Origin of the sequence: Neisseria sp. P0013.S005, from assembly GCF_051958425.1 — a bacterium.
Lineage (GTDB): Bacteria > Pseudomonadota > Gammaproteobacteria > Burkholderiales > Neisseriaceae > Neisseria > Neisseria subflava.
The window spans coordinates 174431-199875 of sequence record NZ_JBQCVL010000001.1 but is presented as its reverse complement, the minus strand read 5'-3'; the positions used below and the strand labels follow the sequence as shown (position 1 = coordinate 199875).

General features: G+C 48.3%; 26 protein-coding genes and 4 tRNA genes. 7 read left to right on the top strand and 23 right to left on the bottom strand.

What is annotated here, in order from left to right:
• Positions 1-44 precede the first annotated feature (44 nt).
• Together ACTHTA_RS01010 and aroB are read left to right on the top strand one after the other, a co-directional pair.
• Positions 45-566 carry a shikimate kinase gene (locus ACTHTA_RS01010; protein WP_003682215.1) on the top strand — a complete coding sequence of 174 codons (522 nt, stop codon included), beginning with the start codon at positions 45-47 and terminating at the stop codon, positions 564-566.
• Between the two features lie 22 nt (positions 567-588).
• Positions 589-1668: a 3-dehydroquinate synthase gene (gene aroB / locus ACTHTA_RS01005; RefSeq protein ID WP_003684595.1), complete on the top strand. Its 1080-nt coding sequence runs from the start codon at positions 589-591 to the stop codon at positions 1666-1668.
• 129 nt (positions 1669-1797) lie between these two features.
• Here the strand turns inward: aroB and ACTHTA_RS01000 are convergent, their stop codons facing one another.
• The 3 genes from ACTHTA_RS01000 to ACTHTA_RS00990 all read right to left on the bottom strand — a co-directional run bounded on the left by ACTHTA_RS01000 (position 1798) and on the right by ACTHTA_RS00990 (position 4527).
• On the bottom strand, positions 1798-3111 hold the full coding sequence (locus ACTHTA_RS01000; protein WP_308888232.1) for an ATP-binding protein: 1314 nt from the start codon (positions 3109-3111) through the stop codon (positions 1798-1800).
• A gap of 26 nt (positions 3112-3137) precedes the next feature.
• On the bottom strand, positions 3138-3815 hold the full coding sequence (locus tag ACTHTA_RS00995; protein WP_154953123.1) for a response regulator: 678 nt from the start codon (positions 3813-3815) through the stop codon (positions 3138-3140).
• 145 nt (positions 3816-3960) lie between these two features.
• Entirely contained in the window at positions 3961-4527 is a 567-nt protein-coding gene (locus tag ACTHTA_RS00990) for an NADPH-dependent FMN reductase (RefSeq protein ID WP_049328898.1), read from the bottom strand.
• Positions 4528-4663: 136 nt separating this feature from the next.
• Here ACTHTA_RS00990 and ACTHTA_RS00985 point away from each other — a divergent pair, with 136 nt between their 5' ends.
• Entirely contained in the window at positions 4664-6091 is a 1428-nt protein-coding gene (locus ACTHTA_RS00985; protein ID WP_440364016.1) for an MFS transporter, read from the top strand.
• Between the two features lie 69 nt (positions 6092-6160).
• A complete protein-coding gene (gene dacB, locus ACTHTA_RS00980) occupies positions 6161-7573 on the top strand; it encodes a D-alanyl-D-alanine carboxypeptidase/D-alanyl-D-alanine endopeptidase (RefSeq protein WP_308888234.1) in 1413 nt (470 codons plus the stop codon).
• Between the two features lie 288 nt (positions 7574-7861).
• Here the strand turns inward: dacB and ACTHTA_RS00975 are convergent.
• The 16 genes from ACTHTA_RS00975 to ACTHTA_RS00900 form a co-directional block, all read right to left on the bottom strand.
• A tRNA-Asp gene (locus ACTHTA_RS00975) sits at positions 7862-7938 on the bottom strand.
• A 33-nt stretch (positions 7939-7971) separates the two neighbouring features.
• Positions 7972-8047: transfer RNA gene (locus tag ACTHTA_RS00970), tRNA-Val, on the bottom strand.
• A 39-nt stretch (positions 8048-8086) separates the two neighbouring features.
• Positions 8087-8163: transfer RNA gene (locus ACTHTA_RS00965), tRNA-Asp, on the bottom strand.
• A gap of 33 nt (positions 8164-8196) precedes the next feature.
• Positions 8197-8272, bottom strand: a tRNA-Val gene (locus ACTHTA_RS00960).
• 69 nt (positions 8273-8341) lie between these two features.
• Positions 8342-10324, bottom strand: coding sequence for a cation:proton antiporter domain-containing protein (locus ACTHTA_RS00955; RefSeq protein WP_308888235.1), 1983 nt, complete (start codon positions 10322-10324; stop codon positions 8342-8344).
• A gap of 268 nt (positions 10325-10592) precedes the next feature.
• On the bottom strand, positions 10593-11339 hold the full coding sequence (fabG, locus tag ACTHTA_RS00950) for a 3-oxoacyl-ACP reductase FabG (protein ID WP_003682193.1): 747 nt from the start codon (positions 11337-11339) through the stop codon (positions 10593-10595).
• Between the two features lie 81 nt (positions 11340-11420).
• Entirely contained in the window at positions 11421-12245 is an 825-nt protein-coding gene (locus ACTHTA_RS00945) for a capsular polysaccharide synthesis protein (RefSeq protein ID WP_049351969.1), read from the bottom strand.
• Between the two features lie 6 nt (positions 12246-12251).
• Positions 12252-13100 carry a glycosyltransferase family 2 protein gene (locus tag ACTHTA_RS00940; RefSeq protein WP_049328893.1) on the bottom strand — a complete coding sequence of 283 codons (849 nt, stop codon included), beginning with the start codon at positions 13098-13100 and terminating at the stop codon, positions 12252-12254.
• Between the two features lie 121 nt (positions 13101-13221).
• Entirely contained in the window at positions 13222-14271 is a 1050-nt protein-coding gene (locus ACTHTA_RS00935; protein ID WP_049328892.1) for a hypothetical protein, read from the bottom strand.
• A gap of 297 nt (positions 14272-14568) precedes the next feature.
• Positions 14569-15495, bottom strand: coding sequence for an ACP S-malonyltransferase (gene fabD / locus ACTHTA_RS00930; protein ID WP_308888237.1), 927 nt, complete (start codon positions 15493-15495; stop codon positions 14569-14571).
• Positions 15496-15504: 9 nt separating this feature from the next.
• A complete protein-coding gene (locus tag ACTHTA_RS00925; RefSeq protein ID WP_308888238.1) occupies positions 15505-15852 on the bottom strand; it encodes a DUF1294 domain-containing protein in 348 nt (115 codons plus the stop codon).
• A gap of 51 nt (positions 15853-15903) precedes the next feature.
• Positions 15904-16866, bottom strand: a complete 963-nt coding sequence (locus ACTHTA_RS00920; protein ID WP_308888239.1) for a beta-ketoacyl-ACP synthase III — start codon at positions 16864-16866, stop codon at positions 15904-15906.
• Between the two features lie 152 nt (positions 16867-17018).
• Positions 17019-18089: a phosphate acyltransferase PlsX gene (plsX, locus tag ACTHTA_RS00915; protein WP_313971124.1), complete on the bottom strand. Its 1071-nt coding sequence runs from the start codon at positions 18087-18089 to the stop codon at positions 17019-17021.
• A gap of 122 nt (positions 18090-18211) precedes the next feature.
• Positions 18212-18736, bottom strand: coding sequence for a phosphoribosyltransferase (locus ACTHTA_RS00910; RefSeq protein WP_107737733.1), 525 nt, complete (start codon positions 18734-18736; stop codon positions 18212-18214).
• Positions 18737-18828: 92 nt separating this feature from the next.
• Positions 18829-19008, bottom strand: a complete 180-nt coding sequence (rpmF, locus tag ACTHTA_RS00905; protein ID WP_002240035.1) for a 50S ribosomal protein L32 — start codon at positions 19006-19008, stop codon at positions 18829-18831.
• A 33-nt stretch (positions 19009-19041) separates the two neighbouring features.
• Complete coding sequence (locus tag ACTHTA_RS00900; RefSeq protein ID WP_004520416.1) at positions 19042-19545, bottom strand: YceD family protein; 504 nt, start codon at positions 19543-19545, stop codon at positions 19042-19044.
• 55 nt (positions 19546-19600) lie between these two features.
• On the opposite strand from ACTHTA_RS00900, the gene ACTHTA_RS00895 reads away from it, so the two are divergent.
• Positions 19601-20191: a Maf family protein gene (locus tag ACTHTA_RS00895; protein WP_308888300.1), complete on the top strand. Its 591-nt coding sequence runs from the start codon at positions 19601-19603 to the stop codon at positions 20189-20191.
• A 54-nt stretch (positions 20192-20245) separates the two neighbouring features.
• Positions 20246-20956 (top strand): SAM-dependent methyltransferase, encoded by a 711-nt coding sequence (locus ACTHTA_RS00890; RefSeq protein WP_250590719.1) that lies wholly within the window; start codon positions 20246-20248, stop codon positions 20954-20956.
• 102 nt (positions 20957-21058) lie between these two features.
• On the opposite strand, the gene yidC is transcribed toward ACTHTA_RS00890, so the two are convergent.
• The 4 genes from yidC to rpmH form a co-directional block, all read right to left on the bottom strand.
• Complete coding sequence (yidC, locus tag ACTHTA_RS00885; protein ID WP_308888299.1) at positions 21059-22705, bottom strand: membrane protein insertase YidC; 1647 nt, start codon at positions 22703-22705, stop codon at positions 21059-21061.
• 118 nt (positions 22706-22823) lie between these two features.
• Positions 22824-23045 carry a membrane protein insertion efficiency factor YidD gene (yidD, locus tag ACTHTA_RS00880; protein ID WP_003684591.1) on the bottom strand — a complete coding sequence of 74 codons (222 nt, stop codon included), beginning with the start codon at positions 23043-23045 and terminating at the stop codon, positions 22824-22826.
• The gene (rnpA, locus tag ACTHTA_RS00875) at positions 23042-23383 is read right to left on the bottom strand and encodes a ribonuclease P protein component (protein WP_049352010.1); all 342 of its coding nucleotides are present in this window, start codon (positions 23381-23383) and stop codon (positions 23042-23044) included. The genes yidD and rnpA overlap by 4 nt, the downstream gene beginning before the upstream one ends.
• 2 nt (positions 23384-23385) lie before the next feature.
• On the bottom strand, positions 23386-23520 hold the full coding sequence (rpmH, locus tag ACTHTA_RS00870; protein ID WP_002214728.1) for a 50S ribosomal protein L34: 135 nt from the start codon (positions 23518-23520) through the stop codon (positions 23386-23388).
• A gap of 315 nt (positions 23521-23835) precedes the next feature.
• On the opposite strand from rpmH, the gene dnaA reads away from it, so the two are divergent.
• Entirely contained in the window at positions 23836-25404 is a 1569-nt protein-coding gene (dnaA, locus tag ACTHTA_RS00865; RefSeq protein WP_313971126.1) for a chromosomal replication initiator protein DnaA, read from the top strand.
• Positions 25405-25445: the final 41 nt, after the last annotated feature.

The following is a 25445-nucleotide window of genomic DNA, read 5'->3' as shown; positions in this document are numbered from 1 at the left end:
TGAAAAACGACGAACTTTTCCACGAAACCACCATATCGTATAAAATGACCCACATGGAAAAAATCAACGGCAATTTAATCTTAATCGGGCTGATGGGCGCGGGCAAAACCACTTTGGGCAAGCAGCTTGCCCAAATGTTTGAATGCCCGTTTTACGACAGCGACTACGAAATCTGCACTTCTTCGGGCGTATCCATTCCGACCATTTTTGAGATGGAAGGGGAGGAAGGCTTCCGCAACCGTGAAACCAATATGCTGAAGAAGCTCGCTTCCCGGCGCAACATCGTTTTATCGACCGGTGGCGGCTCCGTATTGCGCAGTGAAAACAGGCAGATTTTGCGCCAAAACGGTACGGTTGTTTATCTGCATGCCAGCCCCGAAACCTTGCTGGAGCGTACCCGTTACGACAGCAACCGGCCGCTGTTGCAAGTTGCCAATCCTTTGGCCAAACTGCAAGAGCTGTATGACCAACGCGATACGCTGTACCGTCAAACTGCCCATCTCGTCATCGAATCCGACAGCTGTCACAAAACGCTCAAACGCCTGATACAGGCTTTAGGCGAATAAATACGCTTTGCAAAGGAACACCATGCGCACCCTGACTGTCCAAACTCCGTCCCATCAATACCCCATCTTTATCGGGCATAAACTGATTGAGCAGGCAGATACGCTGCTTCAGCCCTATTTAGGCAAAAAAGCGGCCATCATTACCAACGAAACCGTTGCGCCGCTTTATCTCAAACAGCTTCAGACGGCCTTAGACAGACTGGGCGTGCCGCATTTCAGCATCATCCTTACCGACGGCGAAGAATATAAAAACTGGCAGACGCTTAACCTGATTTACGATGGCTTGATGCAAAACCGTGCCGAACGCAAAACCACTTTAATCGCTTTGGGCGGCGGTGTGATAGGCGATATGGTCGGCTTTGCCGCGGCGACTTATCAGCGCGGTGCACCTTTTATCCAAGTGCCGACCACATTGCTCAGCCAGGTCGATTCCTCGGTCGGTGGTAAAACTGCCATCAACCATTCGCTCGGTAAAAACATGATTGGCGCGTTCTACCAGCCGCAAGCCGTTTTGGCCGATTTGACCGCCCTGCAAACGCTGCCGCAACGCGAACTTTCCGCAGGTATGGCCGAAGTCATCAAATACGGCGCATTGGGCGATGCCGAATTTTTTGCCTGGTTGGAAGAAAATATGGCCGATCTGATGGCGCAACATCAAGAAAAAATGGCAGAAGCCGTTTATCATTGCTGCAAAATGAAGGCTGATATTGTTGCCCAAGACGAAACCGAGCAGGGCATCCGCGCATGGCTTAATCTCGGCCACACTTTCGGCCATGCTATTGAGGCTGAAATGGGCTACGGCGTATGGCTGCACGGTGAAGCCGTTGCCGCCGGTTGCGTCCTCGCTTCCCGTTTGTCGCAAATTTTGGGCAAAACCCAACAAGCCGATACCGACCGCATTGCTGCTTTAATGGAAGCCGCCTCCCTCCCGTCCGCACCGCCTGTTTTCTCATTTGAAAAATGGATTGAACATATGAGCCACGACAAAAAAGTCAGCAGCGGCATCATGCGTTTTGTCGGTTTGGAATACTTGGGTAAAGCCAATATCACCGAAATTACCGATATGGAAATCCTCCGCCAAACCTTGCAGCCGTATTTGTGAGGAATGAATGAGGTTTGCTTTAAAATATAAAAAGGCCGTCTGAAAGGTATTTTCAGACGGCCTTTGGTTTTAAAGCGTTTTCATTTATCGGATTAAAGCTAGATAAACCAATTTGGGCGGGTCGATTATTTAAAGCGTCTTTTTATCCAACTCGGCAATAATCAGCAAGCCGCTGTCAAAGCGTCGGCTGTCGGCCAGTTTCAGACGGCCTTGATGGCGTTTGACAATGGTGTTTGCGATGGAAAGCCCCAAGCCGGTACCTTGTTGTTCGGTACCGAGAATGCGGTAGAAGGGGTCGATAACGCGTTGGCGTTCGCTTTGGGGAATGCCGGGGCCGTCGTCTTCTACCCAGATGTTGAGGTATTCGGCGGTTTCGTCAAAGCCCAAATCGATGCGGCCGCCTTTGGGGGTATAGCGGATGGCGTTGTCGGTAAAGGTTTTGATGAGGGTGTAGATTTCGGTGTCGTCGGCGTGGATTTGGCAGTCGTTTTCAACGGCGACACCGATGTCTTGACCTTTGGCCAGCGCCAGCGGCATGAGTTCCTGCAAGACGCGGCGGAACTGGTTTTGCAGGCTGATCAGGGTTTTGGGGCGTTGGGTTTCGGGTGCTTGGGCGCGTGCTAGGGAGAGGAGTTGCTCAAGCAGGTGGCGGTTGCGCTGTATGCCTTGTTGCAACAGGGCGGACTGCTCGCGCGCTTCGGCGGACAGCTGCATATTGTTGAGCCGTTCTGCCTGAAGGGAAAGGGCGGTCATGGGGCTACGCAATTCGTGTGCGGCATCGGCGATAAAGCGTTGCTGTTGGCGGACGTTTTCGTCGGTACGTTGCAACAGGTTGTTGATGGCGACGACAAAGCCTTGGATTTCGCTGGGAATGTCTTGCGTGTCCATCGGCGAGAGGTCGTTGATTTGGCGCTGTTCTAAATCGTTGGACAGGGTTTTGATGGAACGCATGGCGCGATGGGTAATCCAGACGGTGAGCAGGATAATCAGAGGCAGGGCGAGGAGCATGGGAAGGATGCTCTGCACGGCGGCCATTTCGGCCAGCTCTTCGCGGTAGTCGCTTTCCTGCATGACGGCGATGCGGCCTTGCTTGGTATTACGGGTATAAACGCGGTAGTAATCGTCGTCGTCATCGGCCTGAATGGTGTGCAGGCCGTCTGAAATCTTCTCAGGCAGGCTGACAATGGGATTGGGCGTATTGGGAAATTGAACGGAAATCTTGTTGTCGTTGTCGAGCGAGTGTTTCTCGTCATCGGCATCGCTCGGGTCGAGATAGTTCGCAACTTGGCGCAACAGGTCGTCTTGAACCTCTTGGGTCTCGTGATAAGTATCGTAATATGAAAATATGCCTGCAAGAATGGAGAGGGGCAGGAGCATACAGATCAGGGCGAGGCTGATCCGGACTTGCAGGGATTGTTTGATGGTGTGGATAAGGCGTTGCATGGTTTGTGTGTTGTTGTTGTGGTTTTTCAGACGGTTTGGTTGTTTTGTGCAACCAGCCAGCCGACCCCACGAACGTTTTGAATCGCTTCTTTGCCGAGTTTTTTGCGTAAGGCGTGAATCAGGAAGTCAACGGCGTTGCTTTCGACTTCTTCGCCCCAGCCGTAGATTTTATCTTCCAAATCGCTGCGCGACAGAATCATGCCCGGGCGCAGCAGCAGGGCTTGGAGGACGGCAAATTCTTTGTTGCTGAGCATGATGGCCTGTTCCTGCCCGACCACTTCTGCCTGATGGGTGGAAGGGTTGAGCGTGATGATGCCGTTGCTCAGCAGCGTTTGCGCCTGTCCGCCGTGTCGGCGCAATACGGCGCGCATACGGGCTTGCAGTTCTGCCATGTCGAAGGGTTTGACGATGTAGTCGTCTGCGCCGCCGTCTAAGCCGTTGAGGCGGCTGTGCAAATCGTCGCGCGCGGTCACGATTAAGACAGGAACGGTACAGCCTCCGCTGCGGATTTGCGCCAATACGTCCAAACCGTCTTTGCCGGGCAAACCCAAATCCAAGAGCAGCAAATCGTATGCTTGCGCCGCCACTGCTGCGGCAACTTCCGAACCGCGGCTGACCCAATCGACAGCGTAGCCGGTGTCTTTCAGGTTGGCACTGACGGCTTGGGCAATCATGGCATCGTCTTCAACCAATAATACGCGCATGGAAGTTCTCCGGAGGATGGGCGGATAGTGATTATAACCGCACACAATTAGTAAAAATTTAGGAACTGTCGAAAAACTGATTTTTTGCAAAAGATGAGGCCGTCTGAAATTCGGTTTTCAGACGGCCTGTATGTTTCAATCCCGGTTATTTAGGGTTTTTCTCAATCAAGGCAACCAATTGGTCGATATAGCCTTGAACAAAGCCGCGTGCAGATTCGATGAGCTGGCCGTTGTCGTCAAACAGGGTAGGCGAGTTGCCGAGGAACACTTCCGGCTGGCCGGTCAGCGGCATATCGAAATACGAAAGGGCAAGGCGCAGATTTTTTTGCGCGCTATAGCCGCCCATTTTGCCGACAGAATGGCTGATGATGCCGGCCGGTGTTTTTTTCCAGGCAACATCGGCATTGGGTTTGGAGCCGATGTCGATGGCGTTTTTCAGACAAGCCGGGACGGTGCGGTTGTTTTCGGAAGTTACGAACAATACGCCGGCAGAGGCTTTGATGGTTTCACGGAACTCGGTATAGCTGGACGGAGTAGGGAAGTCGGTAACGGCGGGATCATCGTAGTCGAAGTTGTATAAAGGCAAATGGCCGATTTCGACGATTTGCGCTTCGTAGCCTTCGGGGAACATGGAAATGACGTTTTGTGCGATTTTTCGTGCAAACGAGCCTTTACGCAGACTGCCGACCAAGATGCTGACTTTCTTTGACATGTTTTTCTCCTGTTTGATAATAAAAATGAAAACGATTCTAAATTTTAGTATTGTCTGGAGAAGCGGTCAAGGTTTCAGACGGCCTGTCAAAACGGTTTATGCTAAAATAACGGTTTCGCTGATATTTCAAATTATTATGCACGCTTCTGATTCGCAAGAGGGCGAAACGGCACACGAATACTACGCCGACAATCCCGACTTTCCTGCTAAAACCATTGTCGCCACCTTATTCATCGGCGCATTTTTCGGCTATCTCAACGATACGCTGCTGAATGTCGCGCTCACGCCGATTATGAAGGATTTCGGTGTCGATAAGACCACGGTTCAATGGCTGACGACGGGCTTTTTGCTGGTCATGGGGGCATTTACGCCGATTACGGCAGGCGTGATTCAATGGTTTGAAACGCGCAAAATGGTGCTGTTTACACAGGCAACGTTTTTAGCAGGCTCGCTGATTTGCGCGTTTGCACCGACGTTTGGCGTATTAGTGGTCGGGCGTATGGTGCAGGCAGTGTCTGCCGCATTTTTTGTCCCGCTTCTGTTTAACGGCGTATTGTCGATTTTCCCGCCCAACAAGCGCGGAACGGCGATGGGCGTCATTACCATGATGTTTACCGCCGCGCCTGCAATGGGGCCGACGCTGTCGGGCATCATCATCGACCATACGCATTGGCGCGTGTTGTTCGGCTTTACTGCGCCGTTTATGTTGGCGGCGATGGTGCTGGTGGGCAAATATTTGACGGTCAATTTGAGCAACATCAGCCGTCCGAAAATTGATATGTTGTCGGCTGTGCTGTCGATTGCGGGCTTCGGCGGGCTGGTTTATGCGAGCAGTAATTTTGCCCATATGCCGTTGGTGGAATTTATCCTGCTCTTTGCCGCTTCCGTTGTGCTGGTGGGTTGGTTTGCGCACCGTCAGTTCCGTTTGGCTACGCCGTTGTTGAACCTTCGTGCATTTGAATACAAACAGTTCAGATATTGCGTTGTAATTTTAGCCGGTGCGATATTCCTGTTCTTGGGCTTGGAACTGATGGTGCCGATGTACACGCAACAAGTGTTGATGCTGACCGGTACGGCAACCGGCCTGATTCTGATGCCCGCGAGTATCGCCCAAGCGGTTGCCGCGACTTTGTTCGGCAAATTATTGGACAAAAAGGGCGGACGCTTTGTCGTCTTGCCGGCAACAGTGATGCTGGTGGTGTCGCTGGCGGTATTGTGGCTGTTTTTGCGGATTGATACGCAAGTGGTGATGTTGACGGCGATGTTCACGCTGTTGGCGCTTTCCGTGTCCGCTTGTGTAACGGGAGAAACTCACGGTTTGAACGCGTTGCCGAAAACGCTCAATCCGCACGGTGCGGCGATTCTGACCACCATCAACCCGATTGCCGGTGCCATCGGTGCGGCGTTTTTTGTCGGCGTAACCAATATTGGCGAGAAACTCTCCAGCGCAGATATGCCGCAACAGGCAATGCTGGACGGTATCCATTTGGCGATGGGTTGCGCTTTGGCTGTCGGTGTCGTGGTCGTCATGTTTGCTTTGCGTTTGAAAGCGCATCAGAAATAAATAAAAGGCCGTCTGAAACGTTCAGACGGCCTAAGTACCTTGTCAGAATTTATAAGATTTTGTAACGTAATGAAGTTGAAAAGAATTTTATCAATCGGCCTGATGATGGCGGTTTGTCCGTCATGGGCTTTGGATTTCGGGCGTATTCCTGAAAATGAAATTTCCGTTTATGTGCAGGAATTGGACAGCGGCAAAGTGATTGCCGAACACCGTGCCGATGAATTACGCAATCCTGCTTCGACGATGAAGCTGGTAACGGCGTTTACCGCGTTTCGTATGCTGGGCGGCGATTATCGTTGGAAAACGGAGTTTAAAACCAACGGCCTAATCAAAGGCGATACGCTGAAAGGCAATGTGTATTGGGTGGGGAGCGGCGATCCTGTGTTTGACCAGCATGATTTGGTGCAAATGCAGCAACAGATGCGCGATAAGGGCATACGCCATATTGACGGACATCTGATACTCGACCGTAGCCTGTGGGGCGATGTGAAGAACCCGGATGATTTTGCTTCCGACTCTGCCGAAAGCTTTATGACACCGCCTGATCCCAATATGTTGGCGTATAAAACCGTTGAGCTTCGTGCTGAAAAAGAAGAAGACGGAAGCTTGGTCATCCGTACCAATCCGCCGCTGCCGAATCTGAATATTCAAAACAAATTGACGCTTGAAGATAAGGAAGGGAAGTGCAGTGTTTTAAAAAACCACATGAAGACTGCCTATAAAAACAATACGCTGACCGTATCGGGCAAGCTGCCGGAAAGCTGCTTGGGCAAAGAGCTGTATCTGAATATGTACAGCATGAAAGAATTTGTCGGCAAAAGTTTTGTCAACCAATGGCGTCAACAAGACGGTACGGTTTCAGACGGCCTGACGACAGGTGTCGCGCCTCATGATGCGCATGTGTTGGCAAGTCATCTATCTAAACCGCTTACCGATATTCTCACCGATATGAACAAGCATTCCAATAATCTGATTGCCCGTTCGGTTTTCCTTAAATTTGCCGGAAATATATCTGATTACAAGCTGGCGCAGACTAAGGCCGCCTCTATCGTAAAAAGCGAGCTGGAGGTTGCCGGTATCAATACGGAAGGGCTGGTGTTGGAAAACGGCTCAGGCCTGTCCCGCGTAGAACGGCTCAATGTGCGCATGATGGCGCAAATGTTGGAAAAAGCCTACTTCAGCCCGTTTAAAAACGAGTTTATCAGTACGCTGCCGATTGCCGGTAAAGACGGCACGCTTAAAACACGCTTGAAACAGCCCGGTGAAAACCTGCGCCTCAAAACCGGTACGCTTAAAGATGTCCGCGCGCTGGCAGGGTATTGGTTGGGCGAAAAGCCGTTGCTGGTTGTCGTCATTATCAACAGCCAAAAATCAACCGATTATCTACGCGACTTGGATAAGCTGGTGTCTAAAATTGTACAGCCCGGTGGCGAACATTGGATTGATGCTAAGGCCTCCTGCATGATTAGATATCAGGCTTGATAAGCTAAAAAAGGCCGTCTGAAAATGTATTGACGTTTTCAGACGGCCTTTGTGTAAGAAGAGGAGACAAGTATTTATGTCTATTTTGAAAGATGATCTAGGGATTTGATGAATAAGCGTTTGGTGTGAATCCGCTTGAGATAGATGGTCTTTCAGGATTCGAACCATATGTCTGCTTTATTGTGCTGTCCTGTTTATACTATCTAAAAAGCTCGATTTTTTATAAAAAGGCATAGGGTACAGACGAAAAAATACCGGTAAAAACCGGTATTTTTATTTTTAACTTGATGGCGCGGCGGACGGGGCTCGAACCCGCGACCCCCGGCGTGACAGGCCGGTACTCTAACCAACTGAGCTACCACCGCGCATCCACTGTCAAAGACAATGAAAAAGAAACTTGGTGGGTGATGACGGAGTCGAACCGCCGACATTCTGCTTGTAAGGCAGACGCTCTACCAACTGAGCTAATCACCCGAAAAAGGGAGATACTGAGGAATCAGTATTTCTAAATAATGGCGCGGCGGACGGGGCTCGAACCCGCGACCCCCGGCGTGACAGGCCGGTACTCTAACCAACTGAGCTACCACCGCGCATCCACTGTCAAAGACAATGAAAAAGAAACTTGGTGGGTGATGACGGAGTCGAACCGCCGACATTCTGCTTGTAAGGCAGACGCTCTACCAACTGAGCTAATCACCCATGCGCAAAATTGCGAAGACGCTATTAAACCAAAAAATCCTGATACGCGCAAGATTTATTTGCCGATAATTAGATATCTCCCTGCAAGCACCAGTTTTCAAAGGAAATAATTTCTTCCTGCTTGCCTGCGACAACCAAAATGTCGCCGGTTTCTAGAACGAAATCAGGGTCAAGGTCCTGGATTTTTCCGGTATTGCGGCGGATAAACAATAGTTTCAGATAATGCGCTGCCAATGGCAATTCACGGATGGTTTTGCCGATGGCGTATGCTTCGCCTTGCAATGGGAAGGCATGGCGGCAGACGGCCTTGCTGTCTTCGTCGGAGAAGCTGTCATCATCACTGCCGACAAACAAGTCCTGCAAAGATGCATAGCGGCTGTGACGGATATGGGTTATGGTTTGATAAACATGGTTGTAGGAGAGGCCGTGGCCCAACATGGCATAGCTTGCCAGCACCAGGCTGGTTTCTTTGGTATCGGAGACGGTTTCTTCTGCACCCATTTCGGTAAAGGTTTTAACGTAATCGTCATTGGTGGCGCGAACATAAACCGGCATGCTCGGATGCATAGACATGATGTTGCCGAGAACATGTTGGGTCTCGTGCATATTGTTCAGCGTGATGACCACCATTTTGGCGCGTCCCAAGCCGGCGGCTTCCAAGACTTCGCGGCGTTTGGCATCGCCAAAGGAAACCGGCTCGCCTGCGTTGCGTGCCACTTGTACGCGGGCAATGTCCAAGTCAAGGGCAAAGTAGGGGATGCCTTCTTGCGCCAATACACGGGCAACCGATTGACCGCCGCGTCCGAAACCGATAATCAGGACGTGTTCGGATTTGCTCATGGTTTCCACCAACATAGAGTGTAAGTCCAAGGCTTTCATGTCCCAGTCGGATTTAACGAAGCGGCTGACGATGGCATCGCTGCTGCCTAAAATGAATGGTGCGGCAATCATGGAGAGCAAGACGGCTGCAGTGGCCGCTTGTTCCAATTCAGGCGAAACCATATTGATTTTGCTGGAAATGGCCAGCATCACGAAGCCGAACTCGCCGCCTTGCGCCAAATAAAGCGCACTTTTGAGGCTGTCGCCCACAGGGTTTTTCATGCGCAAAGCGATGATGAAGACGACCAGTGCTTTCAAGACCAACAGGATTGCCAACAAAATCAGGATTTGCTGCCAGTTGCCGATCAGTGCCTGAATATTCAGCTTCATACCGACGGTAATGAAGAAGAAGCCAAGCAGGATGTCGCGGAATGGACGGATGTCGTCTTCTACCTGAATACGGTATTCGGTTTCGGAAAGCAGCATACCGGCGACGAATGCGCCCAATGCCATAGACAGGCCTTCAAGCTCTGTCAGATAGGCTACGGCCAAAGTAACCAGCAAAACGTTGATCATGAAGAGTTCGGACGATTTGCGTTTGGCAACCAGTCTGAACCAGCGCGACATCACACGGCTGCCGATAACGAACAAAATGCCCAAGGTCAGCAACATTTTCAGACCGGCCAAGCCCAACTCTACCCACAAGTTGCCTTCGCTGCCGCCGGCAAGTGCCGGAATCAGAATCATCAGCGGTACCACGGCAATATCTTGCATCAGCAAAACACCCATGGCCATTTGACCATGCGGCTGACCCAGCTCGGTTTTCTCCGACAGAATGCGGCTGACGATGGCGGTGGACGACATGGTCAGTGCGCCCGCAGTGGCAAAAGCCCAGTTAAACGGCGTGCCCATTGCCATCAAAATGCCCATAATCGAGAGCATGGTAATGATGACTTGCAAACCGCCCAAACCGAATACGAGGCGGCGCATGGCTTTGAGTTTGGGCAGGGAGAATTCGAGACCGATGCTGAACATCAAGAACACAATGCCGATTTCGCCCAAATAGTCAGTGGCGTGGCTTTGCGGAATCAGTTTGAACATACCCGGACCGGCAATAAAACCGACCAAAAGATAACCGAGCATGGAAGGAATGTTGAATTTGCGACAGCAGATAACCGTAATGACGGAAACCAACAGGACAATGACAATGGGACCGAGGGAGAATTCGTGCATAGAGTGGGCGGCCTTTCGTTAAAAGTAGCTATTGTTATATAGGCCGTCTGAAACACGTCGAAAACCGACAGCAAACCCAAATAAAAACGCACAGAATGAACTTCATTTCTGCAATTTGATTTCCCGTATCATGCTTATTTGGACTTACTGTTTCGAGCGTTATCTAACGGATTATTAAGATTATATCAAGATAGAATGTAAAATAGTGTTTTGATTGACAAAAAGGGCCGTCTGAAATATTCAGACGGCCTTTAAATAAACAAACGGTTTAAGGCATCAACATGCCGCCGTTGACATGAAGTGTCTGACCAGTAATGTATTTTGCCTGATCAGAAGCCAAGAACAAGACTGCATCGGCAATATCTTGCGCCTCACCGAATTTACCCAAAGAAGTTTGCGCTTCAAAGGTTTTGCGGGTTTCTTCCGGCAGGGCGCGGGTCATATCGGTGTCGATAAAGCCGGGGGCGACGCAGTTGACGGTAATGCCGCGGCTGCCGACTTCACGTGCCATAGATTTGGAGAAGCCGATTAAGCCTGCTTTTGCCGCTGCATAGTTGGTTTGACCGGCATTGCCCATCACACCGACAACAGAAGTGATGTTGATGATGCGACCGGCACGCTGTTTCATCATGCCGCGCAATACCGCTTTGGAGGCGCGGAACACAGATTTGAGGTTGACCTGCATGATGTCGTCCCATTCTTCCTCTTTCATGCGCATCAGGAGGTTGTCGCGGGTAATGCCGGCGTTGTTGACCAGAATATCCAGTTTGCCGAATTCTTTTTCGATATCGGCAATCAGGTTTTCGATGGTTTCAGGTTCGGCAGAATTCAATGCACGGCCTTCGCCGCCCCATTGTGCCAAGCGTTCGCCGATTGCAGCCGCACCGCTCTCACTGGTGGCAGTGCCGATAACTTTTGCACCGGCCGCAGCCAAAGTATCGGCAATCGCCGCACCAATACCGCGCGATGCGCCAGTTACCAAAGCGATTTTGCCGCTCAAATCTTGTGTACTCATGTTGTTTCCTTTTTGATACTATTTATATCACATGCTGTATAAATAGTAGTTAAATGTTTGGATGTCAACCACGCTATTAATTTAACGATAGTTTTCCAAATTTGGACGTAAAGTATTATCAAGGAGAATTTTATCAGTATATTTCAAGCATAAAGGGTGAAATATATCTCCTAATATATTTGTCCAAGGGATAGGGTATCCGGGGTTATTACCTAGAACGTTACCAGGATTATTCTCCAGTTGCTCAGCGTAATTATCCATTCTATTTAATAGTTCGTTATACCATTCTTGAGTAAAAGGGGTTTGTTTGCGAAAAATATAGGCGCAATTTCCAGCTATGATACTAAAATAACATTGCATATCTTCGCCAATCTTGCCTTCAACAGGTGCTAAGTCTTCTGCTTTAATCTCAGGATAGCCAATAAAATATGCATTACTACAATCTAAAGTGTCAAAAACAGGACTCCAATTGTATTGAGCAGCTTTAATATCACTATAACCTCCACCGTAATGATGCATAAAATAGCAACGTAGATAATCAGCTTTATGTACTAAGGATAAGTATTTGAATGCGTGGTGCAGTGGATACTCAGGTAAAATATATTCTGATAAATTATTTGGAGTAATCAATACCACTTCTACTCCTGAAACTAGTTTCAGAAGCTCAAAATGCGATTGACGGGATTCTGACATTGGATTGTTACCAGTCCAAAAAGTGTAAATTTTTCTAGGAACGGGATTCTTGTCAATTATGAATGTTGTTTGCTTAATAACTTTACTTAGAAAACTATCTGGATAGTTTTCTGACTTATATATATAAGGATTACTTGAAATGAAACGATAATTTGCTTGAAGCTGACGTTGTATTTTCCAAGTATGAAATATTTTTTTTAATATTCGTCTCATTAGCTACTACTCCAAGTAGGGTTGGATTTTTTGATATCTTCTAGGGTTGAACCATTTATAAAAATATTTTATCAAAGGATTGTTATATTTTTTTCGTTTTAATTCATATTGTTTTAGTGTGTATGAAGTTAAAAGTTGTAGAAAAATCCCGTTTTCTTTGTAAAAATCATAGTGTTTGTTATAAATTTTTAGTAGGTTGTCTGAGACTTTTATATCAGAGGCTAAATTACTCACTGATGATTCGTCGAGTCGTTGTCGGTAGTAAAATAAAGGTTGATGAATTTGTTTGACTTTCCCACCATTTTTAATGATGGAAATAAACAGTTCCCAATCTTCAATAAAAGTCATGTTGCTATCAAAGCCACCCACTGCATCGTAATCTTTTTTTCGGATTAAGGCGGTAATATAGATGCAGTTCTGCAGTAAAAAGTCTGGTAAGGCAAATTTAGGTAACTTCCATGGTTCATTTCTCGCGCCAAAAAGAAAGGCATCAGTATATACAATTGCTAATTTCTTATCAGCTTCAGCTGCATCTACACATACTTTCAAATAGTCTATTCCCAAAAGATCATCTGAATCTAGACAAACAAGGTAATCGCCACGGGCATATTGAATAGCATGAATACGAGCTTTGACGCAGTAAGTATTTTCTTGTGAAAGTACTTTTAATCTAGATTCTTTTTTTGCTTCTTCATATAGAATTTCTAAGGTATTGTCGTTTGAACCATCATCAATAGCTATAATTTCAAAATTTTGATAAGACTGGTGATAAATACTTGATAAAGTTTCCTTAATGTAATTAGCTGAGTTATAGCATGGAATAATAATGGATATAAGAGGTTGATGTTTATGCATTTTCGCCCTGTTTTTAATTTTCAGTTAAATTATAAGTTTAATTTCCATGTTAATAGAAATTTAAAAGACATTTATCCCAAAATATGATAGTAAGTTTTTGATTTCTTATATGGGCCTATCATTATGGTTTGACTTTTATATCTTCTATTGGATTTGGAAGCTTTATTTCTTTATATGGTTGAATTTGTAGTATATAACTAATCCAATTTTTAAAACTGTACTTTTGTCGAATTTTCTCATCAATATCAACGTAGGGTTTTGCCAAAAACTCATCTAGTTGTGCAAAATCATATCCATCCCAAACTAGGAAATTATTAGGGTGATAAAAATCATAGTATTTTACTTGTGTATTTGTGGTAATCAGCTTTTGTTTATTTCCTAGTGCTTCGAAAGTGCGAAAAGATAAGCCATTATGCTTATCAATAACAAAGTCAATTAATACTTTCGCATGTTGGGCACGTTTAATATTTTCCTCAAAGCTGATTGTTTTATCAATAAGTGTAATGCTCTCATCAGGGTATATTTTTCTGCCATCTGCGTATCTTTTCCAAAATATATTTATGTCAGTACTCTTATTCCTTGTTTTTGCATAGCGTCCAAAATTAGCAATTACTTTTGCTCGGGAGTCCATATGAACACCTGTGAAGTAGAAATCTACTGTTCTTTCGGGAAGGTTATCTAGCTCATAGTCAAAATAGAAATTTGTTGCAGGAAAGAGATGGTATTCTGAATAATATAAATCATTTGAATCAAAAACATAACATCTATTAAATTCATTTATTAAAGGATAAATTGAAGGAAATCGATGTAAACCGTCAAATTGATAATTAACTACACCATTTTGACTTATTTTATTAAGGAATTGAATAAAATCATTATTGTATATGTCGCCACTAATTAATAAAGCGTAGTCTAATTCGCCAATATTCTTAATTTTCTCTGTAATAATATTCTGTAATGTTGAACATTTCAAATTTTTTTTAGCAGATATATCTTTGTAAATAAATTTACTCCATTTTACTTTTAGCCAACTGGAAATAGAAGGATAACGGAAGTTTTCAAAGTCTTCTGTAATATTAATAACTTTAAAACCATGGTATTTTAAATTCTTATCAATTAGTTTATACAATCCGGATACAGTAGGCATTCCAAATAATATTGTTTTACTCATAACTATTTCTTATATTGATTAGGACTTGTTAAAGGTATTTTCGTAATCAAGTTGCCAATAAGTTAGGCGACTTAATTCCAGTATTTACAATTTTGATATTTATATTCATTCAGGCAGGAGTCTGGCAAAGTTACTTAGTTTGAAATATGCATTAAAAACGGTTATTAAGATGAATCTTCTTGTAAATGCCTATATTTCTGATTTAGGATTTCTTCCCCATCTTTTTTGTTGTTATTTTACTGGTTTATATTCAAGAATTAAAGACGGCCTTTTTGAGGAAGGCCGTCTAAAAACGTTTTAGTGGGCTTCGATAAATGTAGCCACTTGGTCGGCATTGGTCAATGCGCTGCACGCGGCTTCTTTATTGATGCGTTTGGCGAGGCCTGCAAGGACTTTGCCGGGGCCGCATTCGGCGGATTCGGTGATGCCTTCGGAAACAAGCGCGTTGACGGTTTCTGTCCAGTGCACCGGGCTATACAGTTGGCGTACTAAGGCATCTTTGATTTTGTCGGCATCATCATAAGAGGCAACATCGGCGTTATGAATGACGCGGATTTGCGGTTGTTTGATGGTGATGTCTTTCAATGCTTCGGCAAGTTTTTCCGCTGCGGGCTTCATGAGGCTGCAATGTGAGGGAACGGAAACAGGCAGCGGCAGGGCGCGTTTGGCTCCGGCTTCTTTGGCGGCGGCCATGGCGCGTTCGACCGCGGCGGTATTGCCGGCAATCACAACTTGACCTGGAGAGTTGAAGTTGACGGCTTCAACGGCTTCGCCTTGTGCAGCTTCGGCACAAATGGCTTTTACTTGTTCATCTTCCAAACCCAAAATAGCGGCCATTGCGCCTACGCCTTGCGGTACGGCAGATTGCATGAGTTCAGCGCGCAGGCGAACCAGTTTGACCGCATCTGCGAAATCCAATGCGCCGGCAGCGACGAGGGCAGTGTATTCGCCGAGACTGTGGCCTGCAACGACGGAAGGGATTTTACCGCCGGCTTCCAAGTAGGCGCGGTAGGTAGCAATGCCGGCAGCCAGCATGATGGGCTGGGTGTTGACGGTTTGTCCGATTAATTCGGCATCTTCGCCGTTAATCATTGCCCACAGGTCTTGACCCAATACGGCGGAAGCTTCGTCAAATGTGGCTTTAACGATGGCTTGCTCAGCAAAGCCGTTCATCATGCCTAGGCTTTGTGAGCCTTGTCCGGGGAAGAAGAATGCGAAAGACATGGTAATTCCTTATTGGTTTGAATGTTTGAGGGTGTCTGCCAGCAGAAGGAGGGTGGCGACAGTATTGGTTGCGGCGGTCAGCCGGAAGGTGCGGATAAATCCGGGTTTGCTGGTTTTGTGCCTGAATGCGAGGCTGCCGCAATAACCGCCCGGCCAGCCACCAAGCAGGTTGAGCAGGTGCAATTTTGCTTCGGATATGCGTCTGCCGTGGTTGCGTGCGTGCTGTTTGTCTAGGTAGTAAAGCAGGAAAACGTATGCACTCAGTGCGAGATAGGCGATTGCCAGTTTGGGCAATACCATAAACGTTACGCCTAAAAATAAGATGCTGATGCAGAGTGCAAACGTTAGGGATTTCATGGGTTTTAGCAGAATAGGCCGTCTGAAAGGGATGTTCAGACGGCCTAAACATTAATATTTCACCAGAACCGCACCCCAGGCAAAACCGCCGCCGATGCCTTCGAGCAAGAGGTTTTGTCCGCGTTTGATTTGGCCGTTTTTAATACCGACATCCAGTGCCAGCGGAATGGAGGCGGCGGACGTGTTGCCGTGGTCTTGGACAGTCAAGATCACTTTGTCCATGCTCAAGCCCAAGTGTTTGGCGGTAGAGTCGATAATGCGCTTATTGGCTTGGTGCGGCACAATCCAATCGATTTGATCGGCGGTGTAACCGGCTTCTTCGATGACATCATCTGCAATTTTTGCCAGCATTTTGACGGCAAACTTGAATACGCCGGGGCCGTCCATGCTGATGTAGGGCGAACCGCAAATCTGGCCGTTTGCGATTTGTCCGGGGACGTTTAAAAGGTTGAGGTAGTTGCCGTCGGCTTTGAGTTTGCCGTGAATGATGCCCGGTTCGTCAGATGCGCTTAAGACAACCGCGCCCGCACCGTCACCAAAGAGGACACAGGTGGTACGGTCGTTCCAATCGACGATGCGGCTGAAAGTTTCCGCGCCAATAACCAAAGCGTTTTTCGCCATGCCGCTTTTGATGTAGGCATTGGCAGTGGTTAGGGCATACATAAAACCGGCACACACGGCTTGTACGTCGAAGGCAGGGCAGCCGTTGGCAATGCCCAATTTTTGCTGCACGATGGTTGCCGTAGAAGGGAATTGCATATCGGGAGTGGCTGTGGCGACGATAATCAAATCGATATCGTCAGCCTGTAAATCGGCATCTGCCAAGGCGCGGCGCGCTGACTCGGCGGCCAAATCGCTGGTTTTTTCGCTGTCGTCTGCAATATGGCGAAATTTGATACCTGTACGCGTGGTAATCCACTCGTCGGAAGTGTCCACTTTTTTGGCAAGGTCGTCATTGCTGACGCGGTTGGCAGGAAGGTAGCTGCCCGTACCGGAAATTTTGGCATATTGCATGAGAACGGCCTTTTTAGAGAATTGATTCAGATAGTCGGGTATTGTAAGCGAAAATGGGAAAATTCCCAATATTAAGAATGAAGCCGGTAATTAAAGATAAAAACAGGCCGTCTGAACATTTTGAAGTTTCAGACGGCCTGTGTATATCAGCCTTAAGCTTCCGTTTTTGGAGCAGCTGTTTCTTCCGGTTCGGTTGCTGCTTTGGCGGCTTCCAAAGCAGCCAACTGGGTGGCTACGCCTTGTTCGATTTGGGCGAGGCCGGCAGATTTGGCTTCGTGGTAGGCTTCTTCCAAAGCATAACGGAAGCCGACTTCGTCAGTTCCGCCGTGGCTCTTAATCACGATGCCGCGTAAGCCAAGAAGGATGGCACCGTTAAATTTGCGCGGATCCAATTTGCCTTTCAAACCTTTGAGCGCGGGCAGGGCGGCAATGGCGGCAAGTTTGTTGAACAGGGTGCTTTGGAATTCACGGCGGATGGCGCCGCTCATGAATTTAACCGCGCCTTCGATGGTTTTGAGCATAACGTTGCCGACAAATCCGTCTGCGACAACGACATCGGCTTCGCCATACAAAACGCTGTTGCTTTCGATATTGCCGATAAAGTTGAGTTTGCTGCTGCTCAACAGTTGAAAGGTTTGTTTGACGGCATCCGTGCCCTTGATGTCTTCAGTGCCGACGTTCAAAAGGGCGACACGAGGGCTGCCTTTTTCAGGGTGCAGCGCGTGTACCAGCTCGCTGCCGATGATGGCAAATTGAACCAGTTGTTCGGGCGTACAGTCGACGTTGGCACCCAAATCCAAAGCCAGGGTAACGTGTTCGCTGTCAGAAGGCAGGAATTTGGCGATGGCAGGGCGCTCAATGCCGGGAATGGTTTTGAGGACGAATCGGGCGGTCGCCATCAGTGCGCCGGTATTACCTGCCGATACGGCGGCTTGCGCATTGCCTTCTTTGACTTGGTTGATGGCGATGCGCATGGATGATTCTTTTTTATTTTTCAGCGCGGATTGCGGCGCTTCATCCATTTCGACGACTTGTGCTGCATGGCAGACGGTAATGCGGTCCATAGGCGCGCCTGCCGAGCTTAATGCTTGACGGACTGCTGCTTCATCTCCGACCATAATCAGATGTACGTCGGATTGCTGTTTCAGGAAATCCACTGCACCGGGGACGGTCATCGCAAGGCTTGCATCTCCGCCCATGGCATCTACGGCCAGTGTAATCATGTTGTTCTCCGGTTTGTGTGTTTCAGACGGCCTCAAACAATCGGACAAGCACTCTCACCTGATTTTCAGGAAATTGAATTGAAAATCAGATGAAAAGGCTTGTTGCGACGGTCGTGCCAGATTTATTGGTTTTGCGCGGCCAATTTGTTGTGTTCGTCAATGTCCAGCGCGTCCCAAGGATAGTTGATCCACCAGTCTTCAACGGTAATGCCGCTGAAATAAGGGATACCTTCAGGAATTTTACCGGCTTTGGCTTTGATTTTTTCATGCAATACTGCCACGCCGACAGTGCCGAAATCTTCTTTCAACAATTCGTTCAGGCAGAATTCCATGGTAACGCGGCTGTCGTCCACTTCGTCAACAACCAGTACGTTTTTGCCTTTCAGGGCATCTGGAACGGGATCAAGCCATTGGACTTTTTTCACTTCCTCGGTAACTTGACCTTCGTTATCACTGTCGTAGTAGGCTGTGGTGACGGCGTAAATCGGAATTTCCAAGAAGCAGCGCAACATGCGGGCAGGGATAAAACCGCCGCCGCCAATGGCAATCATGGCATCGTATTTGGTGCCGGAGTTTTGGATTTTTTCCGCCAATCCTTTGATTACGCGGTGGATGTCGTCGTAGGTGTACCAGATTTTACGTTTCATGGTGTGCTTCCGAAGAGGAAAATACAGGGTGCAATGCAAAAAAGCCAGTCATTGCATGGCAATATTCTGGCTTTTTCAGTCAGACGAACGGATTATTCGCCTTTAGCTTTTACCACTTTACGGCCACGGTACATACCGTTTGGAGAAATGTGGTGTGGACGATGCACTTCGCCGGTTGCGCTGTCAACAGACAGAGAAGGCGCAGTCAGAGCGTCGTGTGAACGGTGCATACCGCGTTTAGAAGGGGATTTTTTGTTTTGTTGAACGGCCATTTCAAGCTCCTAGATAAATAAACTGTGTCCTAATTAACTGCTTTTCAAACCTGCTAAAACAGCAAAGGGGTTTGGTTTGTCCCGATTGACTTCGTCCAGTGTTCCATTGTTGCCGCAGTCTTCGTGTCGAGGGGAGAAAGGGAGCGACATCAGGATTTGGTCTTCAACCAGAGTCCGCACGTCAAGCTCTTTTTCGAGCAGCATGCCTTCCAATTCTTCATCGGCAAGCATGGCTTCGTCCAAACTCTCTTCATCGGCAAACAGGACGATACGGCTGGTTTCATCGAGTAGAAACGGCATGGGCGTAATGCAACGCTGGCAAATCAGGGGCATGTCGGCTTTGACGTTTAAATCGAGAAACAGACGTTGCAGCCGGTCGCGACCGCCTTGCAGCGTAAACGACACGCGTGTCTGTTTGTCGGCCGGATAATCGTGCGAACTGACTCGTTCATCCAATTCTTCGAGCAGGAAGCTGCCTTGCAGATTCTGCCCTTCGGCGGCGAAAACTTCTGGGTCAATCAAATTAGGGTATGACATAAACGGAGTATGATATAATTTCGGCAGTCTAACGTCAATGTTTTTAAGTAAAAATATGGAAGTAAAACTGCCTTTGGTTTTAGGGTCGAGTTCGGTTTTCCGCTGCGGACAGCTTCGCCGTTTGGGTATCGATTTTCAGACGGCATTGCCTGATTTTGACGAAACGCCTATTGCGGGCGAGCATGCGGGCGAAACGGCGCTGCGTTTGGCTGAAGGCAAAGCTCGTTCATTGGCGGCAGCTTTCCCTGCCGCGCTGATTATCGGTGCAGACCAAGTCGCATGGTGCGAAGGACGGCAGTTGGGCAAGCCGATGAACGTCGCAAATGCACAACAGATGCTGGCGGACTTAAGCGGAAAACGGATTGAATTTTACAGTGCAATCGTGCTTTTGAATACTGCTACGGGCAAGGTTCAGCATCATGTCGATCATACGGTGGTTGCCATGCGCCAGTTGACGCAGGAACAAATCAGCCGATATTTGGAACGCGAGCCGGATGCGGTTTATTGTGCCGGTGCGGCGAAGAGTGAGGGTTTGGGCGCTGCTTTGTTGGAGCGGATTGAAAGTACGGATCCGAATGCTTTGATCGGCCTTCCGATTTTCCGTCTGATTGATTTTTTGAAAAACGAAGGTGTGGAAGTTTTATAGTTTGAGGCCGTCTGAATGTGTTCAGACGGCCTGAGATTTTTTGGAGTTGCAAGAATGAAACCGGTTTTGTATTTGATTCCTACCCCTTTGGGTGCGCCTGATACGCCATGCCTGTTGCCGCATGAACAACAGGCGATTGTCGGGCTGACGGATTTTGTTGTGGAAGCGGAAAAAACAGCGCGCGCGCATTTGAAGCATTTGGGTGTGACTACGCCTATCCGCGAACTGAATTTGCAAACGCTGAATGAACACACGGATTTGAAGTCTTTGCCGGAACTGCTGAAGCCTTTGCAAGAAGGGCGCAGTATGGGCATTGTCAGCGAGGCAGGTTGTCCGGCTGTTGCCGATCCGGGTGCGAATTTGGTGGCATTGGCGCATAAACACGGGTTTGAAGTACGGCCTTTGGTTGGGCCGTCCAGCTTGTTGCTGGCGCTGATGGCTTCGGGTGCGAATGGGCAAAACTTTGCATTTAAGGGTTATCTGCCGTCTGAAAAAAATGAGCGAATTCAGAGTTTGAAGGCTTTGGAGCAACGTTCACGCCAGCAGAATGAAACGCAGCTGTTTATCGAAACGCCGTATCGCAACGATGCGTTGTTGGCTGATGCGGTGGAAAACCTGCATCCTGAAACGCGCTTATGTGTGGCTACGGATTTGACCTTGCCGACACAGGAAATCATCAGCCAGACGATTGCGCAGTGGCGAAAAAGAAAAGAAATGCCGAATTTGAAGAAACGCCCGACGATTTTTGTGTTGCATGCCGCTTAAAAGCTTAAAACTGGATTGGGTTCAATCTCAAACTGTATTTGTTTGAGGAAATAAAAAAGGCCGTCTGAACAACAGACGGCCTTTGTGTTGCCTAAGCTTTTATCAAGAAACGACTTCGCCTTGGGCGCGTTGTTTTTCGATGCTGCGGTTGATGTGCCATTGTTGGGCGATGGTCAAGAGGTTGTTGACTACCCAGTACAGAACCAAGCCGGCAGGGAAGAAGAAGAACATGATGGAGAAAACCAAAGGCATGATTTTCATCATTTTCGCCTGCATTGGGTCGGTTGACGGCGGATTTAGATAAGTTTGTGCAAACATGGTTGCCGCCATAATCAAAGGCAGGATGTAGAAAGGATCCGGACGGCTTAAGTCGGTAATCCAACCCAACCATGGCGCTTGGCGCAATTCTACGGAGGCGAACAATGCCCAATACAGACCGATGAAGACAGGGATTTGCAACAGCATAGGTAGACAGCCGCCCAGCGGATTGATTTTCTCGTCTTTATAAAGCTGCATCATGGCTTGTTGTTGCGCCATGCGGTCATCGCCGTATTTCTCTTTGATGGCTTGCAATTTAGGTGCGGCGGCACGCATTTTTGCCATAGAGCGGTAAGAGGCGTTGGTCAATGGGTACAGTACGGCTTTGACGATGATGGTCAAAACGATGATTGCCCAGCCCCAGTTGCCGATGATGTTGTGCAGTTGGTTCAAGAGCCAGAAGAGGGGAGAGGCGAACCAGTGTACTTTGCCGTAGTCTTTGGCCAGTTGCAGTTTGTCGGCGATATTGGCGATAACGGAAGTGGTTTGCGGGCCGGCATACAGGTTGATGGCGGTTTCGGCTTTTGCGTCGGCTTGGATCACGGCTAAAGGTACGCTGACGCTTGCACTGTACAGGTTGTCATTGCGGCGTTTGATGTCGATACGGCAGTCGCCAGCGGCGCAAACGCTTTGTCCGCCTTTAGGTTGGAGAATCCAGGTGGACATGAAGTGGTGTTCAATCATGCCGAGCCAGCCGGTCGGGGTTTTGCGGATGTATTCGGCTTCGGATTTGCCGGATTTGGCATCGTCGTCCAAATCAGAGAAGCTGACTTTTTGGAAGTCGCCTTCAGGGGTGTAAACCACCGGGCCGACGTAAGAGCGGGTGAAGTAGCCTTGACCTTCGGGTTCGCTGTTGTCGCGTACGATGCGGTAGTCCGCGCTCAGGTTGACAGGTTGGCCGTTGCTGTTGGTAATGTCAAAGCGGATGTTAACCAAGTAGCTGCCTTTGGTAAAAGTATAAACTTTGTCGATTTTCAGGCCGTTGGTTTCAGGTGCGCTCAGGCGGACTTCAACTTTGTCACCTTCCAAACTGTATTGTTTTTGTGGGGCGGTAAAGCTGATGCCTTTCAGAACGTTGTTGCCTTGAGCGTCCAAAAGTTCAGATTGGGCAACGTAGGTGTATTCCTTGCCGTCGTTAAACAGGACGAAAGGTTTGTGTTCGTCGCCGGTTGCTTTGTATTGCAAGAGGGTCAGCTGACGCAGGTCGCCGCTTTTCTCATCGATGACGGCTTTAACCGTGTCTGTGGTAACGGTAATGGGAGAGGCCGGGGCAAGCGCGGCTTCGGCAGCGGCTTTTGCCGGAGCGGCGGCCGTTTGCTGTTGCGCGGCTTGTTGCGCCGGATTAGGTTTGGGGCTGGGGAAAAAATGTTCCCAGCCGGCAAAGATTGCCACTGAAATGGCAAAAAACGCCATTAGTCTTTTAAAATCCATAAGAGATTCCTGGAATTGACGGATAGGTAATCGAGATGAAAACTGCTTCAGACGGCATTATATAGAAACCGACGGGAAATTAAAGGAAATCGTGTTCTTTAAATGGTTGACAGCAGCATTATGGAACAGGGTCATGTCCGTGTCCGCCGAAAGGATGGCATCGTGCGATGCGTTTGATTGCCAGCCATCCACCTTTGAATGCACCGTATTTTTTGACGGCTTCGACTGCGTATTGTGAACAGGTCGGGGTATAGCGGCAGCGCGGCGGAATGAGGGGACTGATGCAGTATTGGTAAAAGCGGATGAGTGCAAGGAAGAGCTTGGAAAGCAGGGTATTCATCGGCGTTTTTTCATCAGCTGGGCAAGTTGGTCTCGGGCTTCTGGGGCAGTTTCCCGATTAAACGCCTGACGCACGCGCACAACAAAATCATGCGGCGGCAGCTGGTGTTGATTCAGTCTGAACCAGTCGCGGATGACGCGCTTCATATAATTGCGGTCATGGGCGCGTTTGGCAGTCTTTTTGCTGACGACCAAACCAAGGCGCGGATGGCCGAGCGCGTTGTCTGCGGACTGGGAGACTTGCAGCAAATCGCGGCTGCGTCGGTTTTTCAACGCAAAAACGGATGAAAAATCATCCGTTTTTAATAAGCGATACTGCTTCGAGAAGCCGTAATTCAAAATTATACAGCCAGGCGTTTGCGGCCTTTGGCGCGACGGGCAGCCAATACTGCGCGACCACCGCGGGTTTTGGAGCGAACCAAGAAGCCGTGGGTGCGTTTGCGTTTGGTAACGGAAGGTTGATAAGTGCGTTTCATGATGTTTCCTAAAAATTGGTAGATAATTAAACCATGAATTACACTCCAATTTGCCGCTTTTGTCAATCAATATAAAAACTTTTCGTTGGCTAAAGTGTGACAACGGGTTTTATGCATTGATAGAATTTGTGGATAAAATTTTGCGGCGGTTGTGGATAAAAAAGAGCGGAATGGGTATAATTGACCAACCTTGCTTTTCTCTGTGTGCAAGGCCGTCTGAAAGCGGGAGTATCGTAAAAATTTGATTTTTATCGGATTGCCTGTCTGCTCTGCCTTCTTGTATTTCCCAAATCTTCCATTTCCGAGCTTAATCTCATGACGTTAGCTGAATTTTGGCCGCTGTGCCTTCGCCGCCTTCACGAAATGTTGCCTGCCGGGCAGTTTGCGCAATGGATTGCGCCTTTGACCGTGGGCGAAGAAAACGGCGTATGGGTGGTGTATGGTAAAAACCAATTTGCCTGCAATATGCTCAAAAGCCAGTTTGCCGCCAAAATTGACGCCGTGCGTGCCGAGTTGGTGCCTCAGCAGGCTGCTTTCGCGTTTAAGCCGGGCGTAGGTGAGCATTATGAAATGGCGGCTCAGACTGTTGCGCCAGTGCAAGTGCAAGAGGTCATTGAAGTCGAAGAGTGTGTAGAGCCTGTTCAAATGCCTTTGCAAACTGCTGCTGCAATGGAAGAAGATAGGCCGTCTGAAACGGTTTCCAAACCTGCCGCTGCCATGACGGCTGCCGAGATTTTGGCGCAACGCATGAAAAACCTGCCGCATGAGCCTCAAGTGCAAACTGTCGCTCCGGCTGAGTCTAAAGCAGTTGCCAAAGCCAAAACCGACGCGCAACACGATGCGGAAGAAGCACGCTACGAACAGACCAATCTGTCGCGTGACTATACATTTGAAACTTTGGTGGAAGGTAAGGGCAACCGCCTTGCCGCCGCTGCCGCCCAAGCGATTGCTGAAAATCCGGGGCAGGGCTACAACCCGTTTTTCTTATATGGCAGTACCGGTTTGGGTAAAACCCACTTGGTGCAAGCCATCGGCAATGAATTGCTGAAAAACCGTCCTGATGCCAAAGTGCGTTATATGCACTCGGATGACTATATCCGCAGCTTTATGAAGGCTGTACGCAACAACACTTATGATGTGTTCAAGCAACAATACAAACAATATGACCTGCTGATTATCGACGATATTCAGTTCATTAAAGGCAAAGACCGTACGATGGAAGAGTTCTTCTATCTGTACAACCATTTCCACAACGAGAAAAAACAGCTGATCCTGACGTGCGACGTATTGCCTGCCAAGATCGAGGGTATGGACGACCGTCTCAAGTCCCGTTTTTCATGGGGTTTGACTTTGGAACTCGAACCGCCCGAATTGGAAATGCGCGTGGCGATTTTGCAGAAAAAGGCAGAAGCAGCCGGTATCAGTATCGAAGACGAAGCTGCTCTGTTTATCGCCAATCTGATCCGTTCCAATGTGCGTGAGCTGGAAGGCGCGTTCAACCGCGTCAGTGCCAGCAGCCGTTTTATGAACCGTCCTGTCATCGACATGGATTTGGCGCGTACGGCTTTGCAGGATATTATTGCCGAGAAACACAAAGTCATTACCGCCGACATCATCATCGATGCGACAGCCAAATACTACCGTATTAAAATCAGCGATATATTAGGCAAAAAACGCACGCGCAATATTGCCCGTCCGCGCCAAGTTGCCATGAGTCTGACCAAAGAGCTGACCACGCTCAGCCTGCCTTCTATCGGTGATGCCTTTGGCGGTCGCGATCACACGACCGTGATGCACGGTGTCAAAGCGGTGGCAAAACTGCGCGAAGAAGATCCCGAATTGGCGCAAGACTACGAAAAACTGCTGATTTTGATTCAGAACTGACCCAATGCAATATTCAGACGGCCTGATGTCAATGTGAGGCC